The organism is Bathymodiolus azoricus thioautotrophic gill symbiont, assembly GCF_001298715.1.
Lineage (GTDB): Bacteria > Pseudomonadota > Gammaproteobacteria > PS1 > Pseudothioglobaceae > Thiodubiliella.
The window spans coordinates 1-4,395 of record NZ_CDSC02000491.1; the positions used below are offsets into that span (position 1 = coordinate 1).

General features: G+C 40.7%; 3 protein-coding genes. 1 reads left to right on the forward strand and 2 read right to left on the reverse strand.

Annotated elements, in window-relative coordinates:
- A partial coding sequence (rpsP, locus tag BAZSYMA_RS09255; protein ID WP_143243196.1) for a 30S ribosomal protein S16 occupies nt 1-331 on the reverse strand: 331 nt, incomplete at its 3' end.
- Between the two features lie 59 nt (nt 332-390).
- A complete protein-coding gene (gene purB, locus BAZSYMA_RS09260; protein ID WP_090718399.1) occupies nt 391-1,767 on the reverse strand; it encodes an adenylosuccinate lyase in 1,377 nt (458 codons plus the stop codon).
- A 66-nt stretch (nt 1,768-1,833) separates the two neighbouring features.
- Here purB and BAZSYMA_RS09265 point away from each other — a divergent pair, with 66 nt between their 5' ends.
- Nucleotides 1,834-4,386: a bifunctional aconitate hydratase 2/2-methylisocitrate dehydratase gene (locus tag BAZSYMA_RS09265; RefSeq protein ID WP_090718402.1), complete on the forward strand. Its 2,553-nt coding sequence runs from the start codon at nt 1,834-1,836 to the stop codon at nt 4,384-4,386.
- Nucleotides 4,387-4,395 lie beyond the last annotated feature (9 nt).

Below are 4,395 nucleotides of genomic sequence, written 5' to 3' on the forward strand. Positions count from 1 at the left end.
TTGCTTCCGCTACTAGTTTAGTTGCAATGGCTGTTGCCACTTTTTCTGCTTTTGCTTCTTGCACTGCAACACGCTTTTCACGAATTGAAGGGTCTTTAAATTCTTTGATAAGTTGCTTAACGCGTTCAGAAATTTGCGCACCTTTTGATGCCCAATATTCTATTTTATCTTCTTCAATGGTAAGCCTAACTTCTTGTCCACGAGCAACTGGATTAAAGTATCCAAGTCTCTCAATATAACCACTGTCTCTACGCTTTCTAGAGTCTGTTGCTACAATTGAATAAAAAGGTTTTTTCTTGGCTCCACCTCTAGCTAATCTAATTTTAACCATGGTTTTTTGCTCCTAAAAAAATATTAAAAACTTATGTCAAAGCGACATAAGACGAAGGATTATATCAGTTTTTCAATATCGCGTGCTAATTTTTGCGCATCACCCGTATAAGTCATCGGTGTTAATTGTGCCAAAGCTTGTTTTGCTTCCTCCGGCATATCTAAATCTCTAACAAAATCTGCCAGTACTTTTGCATCAATAGTATTACCACGGGTTAAACTCTTAAGTTTTTCATACGGGTTATCAATGCCGTAACGGCGCATCACAGTTTGAATTGGCTCTGCTAATACTTCCCACGAACTGTCTAAATCTTCTAACAATTTTGCTTCGTTAATTTTTAACTTGCCGATACCTTTGGCAATAGAAGTATATGCTACCAACGAGTGAGCGCAACTCACGCCAAGATTTCTAAGCACCGTTGAATCAGAGAGGTCTCTTTGCCAGCGAGAGATTGCTAGCTTATCTGCCAAATGCGTATTCAATGCATTAGCAATACCTAAGTTACCTTCGCCATTTTCAAAATCAATCGGGTTAACTTTATGTGGCATGGTCGATGAACCCACTTCTCCTGCAATGGTTTTTTGCTTGAAATAACCCAGTGAAATATAACCCCAAATATCACGACAAAAATCAATCAGAATCGTATTGAAGCGATTCATTGAATGAAAATACTCTGCCATATAATCGTGCGTTTCAATCTGAGGTGTATAGGGTGCATAATTCACGCCTAAATCTTGAATAAACGCTTGTGAAATATTTTGCCAATCTAAATCTGGGTAAGCGCAAATATGTGCATTAAAATTACCCACAGCGCCATTAAATTTACCCATCACCTTGACACTTTCTAAGTGCTTAATCTGTCGTTTTAAGCGATAAGCAAAGTTTGCCATTTCCTTGCCAACCGTAGTTGGCGATGCTGTTTGGCCATGTGTTCTAGATAGCATCGGAATTGCAGCGTTGTCTTTTGCTAAATCCGTGATTAAAGACAAGATATTTTGCATTTGTTTAAGCAACACCTTGCGTCCATCAATCAGCATTAGAGCGTGTGACAGATTATTAATATCTTCTGAAGTACAAGCAAAATGGAAGAATTCACTCACCGCATTGAGTTCTGCATTGTCTTTGACTTTGTCTTTTAAGAAATATTCAACTGCCTTAACATCATGATTAGTAGTGCGCTCAATTTCTTTAACCGCTTGTGCATTTGCTAATGAAAAATTACTCGCAATATTGGTTAAAAAATCAGCAGCCTCTTGGCTGAATGCGCCCACTTCAGTAATGCCATCATTGTCCGCCATAGCTTGCAACCATTTAACTTCAATTAATACACGGTATTTAATCAACCCAAATTCACTAAAAATCTCACTTAAGGCGTTGGTTTTATCAAAATAGCGCCCATCAACAGGGGATATAGCAGTTAAAGCATTTAGTTCCATAATTTAGTTAGTTAGGTCAAATGTGCTAAAATTATACACTTTATAAAATCACTTTATAGGACACAGATGAAAACAGCTTATTTAACTCACATTAATGAACGCGCTAAAGACAATTTACCGCCACTAGCACTAACTGCACAGCAAACAAAATCTGTTGTTGAAAGCCTAATTAATGGCAATGACGATGATTTTTACCTAGATTTATTGACACATTGCATACCCCCTGGTGTGGACGAGGCTGCTTATGTAAAGGCAGGTTTTTTAGCCAGCGTTGCCAAAGATGAGCAAACTTGCAATGCTATTAGTCAAGAACAAGCTACTTTTTTACTCGGTACGATGATGGGTGGTTACAATATTGCACCGTTAATTGAGTTATTAGACATTGACACAACTGCGCAAATCGCCTGTGATGCACTATCTAAAACGCTACTTATTTATGAAGCGCACCAAGAAATAGTAGAAAAATCAACCAATAATACCTTCGCCAAGCAGGTAGTTGATTCTTGGGCAAATGCCGACTGGTTTACCAGCAAGAACGAATTGTCAAAAGAAATTAAACTCACAGTTTTCCGTGTTGATGGTGAAATCAACACTGATGATTTATCACCAGCAACGCAGGCGTGGTCACGCCCTGATATTCCCCTACACGCCCAATCAATGCTGGTCAAAAAAATGGACAACCCACTTGAAACCATTGCACAACTTAAAGAAAAAGGCTTGCCACTTACCTTTGTTGGCGATGTCGTTGGCACAGGCTCTTCACGCAAATCTGCAATTAACTCAGTATTGTGGCATATGGGAGATAATATTGACTATGTACCAAACAAACACAATGGTGGCGTGATACTTGGTGGCAATATTGCACCAATTTTCTTTAACACCGCACAAGACTCAGGTGCATTACCGATTGAATGCGATGTGTCAAAAATGCAAATGGGTGATGAAATTACCCTCTATCCTTACGAGGGGAAAATTGTCAATACCAATGGCGAAACCATTTCTACTTTTAAACTTACCCCAAATACCATACCTGATGAAGTCCGTGCAGGCGGTCGTATCCCGCTTATTATTGGACGAGGCTTAACCGACAAAACACGCTTTGATTTAGACTTGAGTGTTAGCGATATTTTCTTACGCCCAGAAGATGTAACAAGCAGCGATGCAGGCTATACTTTGGCACAAAAGATTGTTGGCAAGGCTTGTGGTGTTGAAGGAGTGCGCCCTGATACTTATTGTGAACCCCGCATGACAACGGTTGGCTCACAGGATACCACGGGTGCAATGACGCGTGACGAACTTAAAGAATTAGCCTGCCTAGGCTTCTCTGCTGATCTGGTCATGCAAAGTTTTTGCCATACTGCTGCCTATCCAAAACCTGTTGATTTAGAATTACAACATAGCCTACCTGACTTTATGCGCTCTCGTGGTGGCGTCACGCTTAAACCAGGCGATGGTATTATTCATTCGTGGCTAAATCGCATGCTTTTACCTGACACGGTAGGCACAGGTGGTGATTCACATACGCGCTTCCCAATTGGTATTAGCTTCCCAGCAGGCTCGGGTTTGGTAGCATTCGGTGCATCAATTGGCGTATTGCCACTTGATATGCCTGAATCGGTTTTGGTGCGTTTTAGTGGCACGATGCAAAAGGGTATCACGCTTAGAGATTTGGTCAATGCCATTCCGTATGTCGCTATTCAACAAGGTTTATTGACCGTTGAAAAAACCAATAAAAAGAATATTTTCTCAGGTCGAATTTTAGAGATTGAAGGGTTGGGCGATTTAAAAATTGAACAAGCTTTTGAACTTACTGATGCTTCGGCGGAGCGCTCGTCAAATGGTTGCACCATCAAACTCAATAAAGCCCCTGTGGCAGAATATTTGCAATCTAACATTGCCCTATTGTCATCAATGATTGAGATGGATTATGAAGATAAGAAGACCATTGCGCGTCGTATTCAAGCGATGCAGAAGTGGCTGGATGCACCTGAATTATTAGCAGCTGACGATAACGCCGAATACGCCGCAATCATTGAAATCAATCTTGACGATATTAAAGAGCCAATCCTTGCTTGTCCAAATGACCCAGATGATGTGAAGTTACTTTCAGAGATAGCCAATACCAAAATTGACGAAGTCTTTATTGGCTCGTGTATGACCAATATCGGTCACTTTAGAGCAGCAGCTCAATTATTAAAAGACCAATCAGAACTACCAACTGAACTTTGGGTTGCGCCACCAACACGCATGGATGAAGCGCAACTTAAAAAAGAAGGCATATACCAAACTTTTGAGTCTATTACCCAGCACACAGAAACCCCAGGTTGTTCACTGTGCATGGGCAATCAAGCACGCGTCAAAGACAATGCCACCGTAGTTTCTACTTCAACACGCAATTTTCCTAACCGCCTAGGGGATGATGCCGATGTGTATTTATCATCCGCCGAAGTCGCCGCCATAGCTGCAAAACTTGGGCGCATTCCAACCGTAGAAGAATACCTATCAGCGATGCAAGCCATAGAATCAACCTCCGATGATATTTACCAATATCTTAACTTTGACCAAATATCGCAGTATCAAAAGTCGGTTAGGCACATTGCGCTTGATACAATCTTATAAAGAGTAATT

Excerpts from the sequence above, each read along its gene's own strand:
- BAZSYMA_RS09265 (WP_090718402.1), top strand. The coding sequence starts at position 1,834 with ATGAAAACAGCTTATTTAACTCACATTAATGAACGCGCTAAAGACAAT.
- purB (WP_090718399.1), bottom strand. The coding sequence starts at position 1,767 with ATGGAACTAAATGCTTTAACTGCTATATCCCCTGTTGATGGGCGCTAT.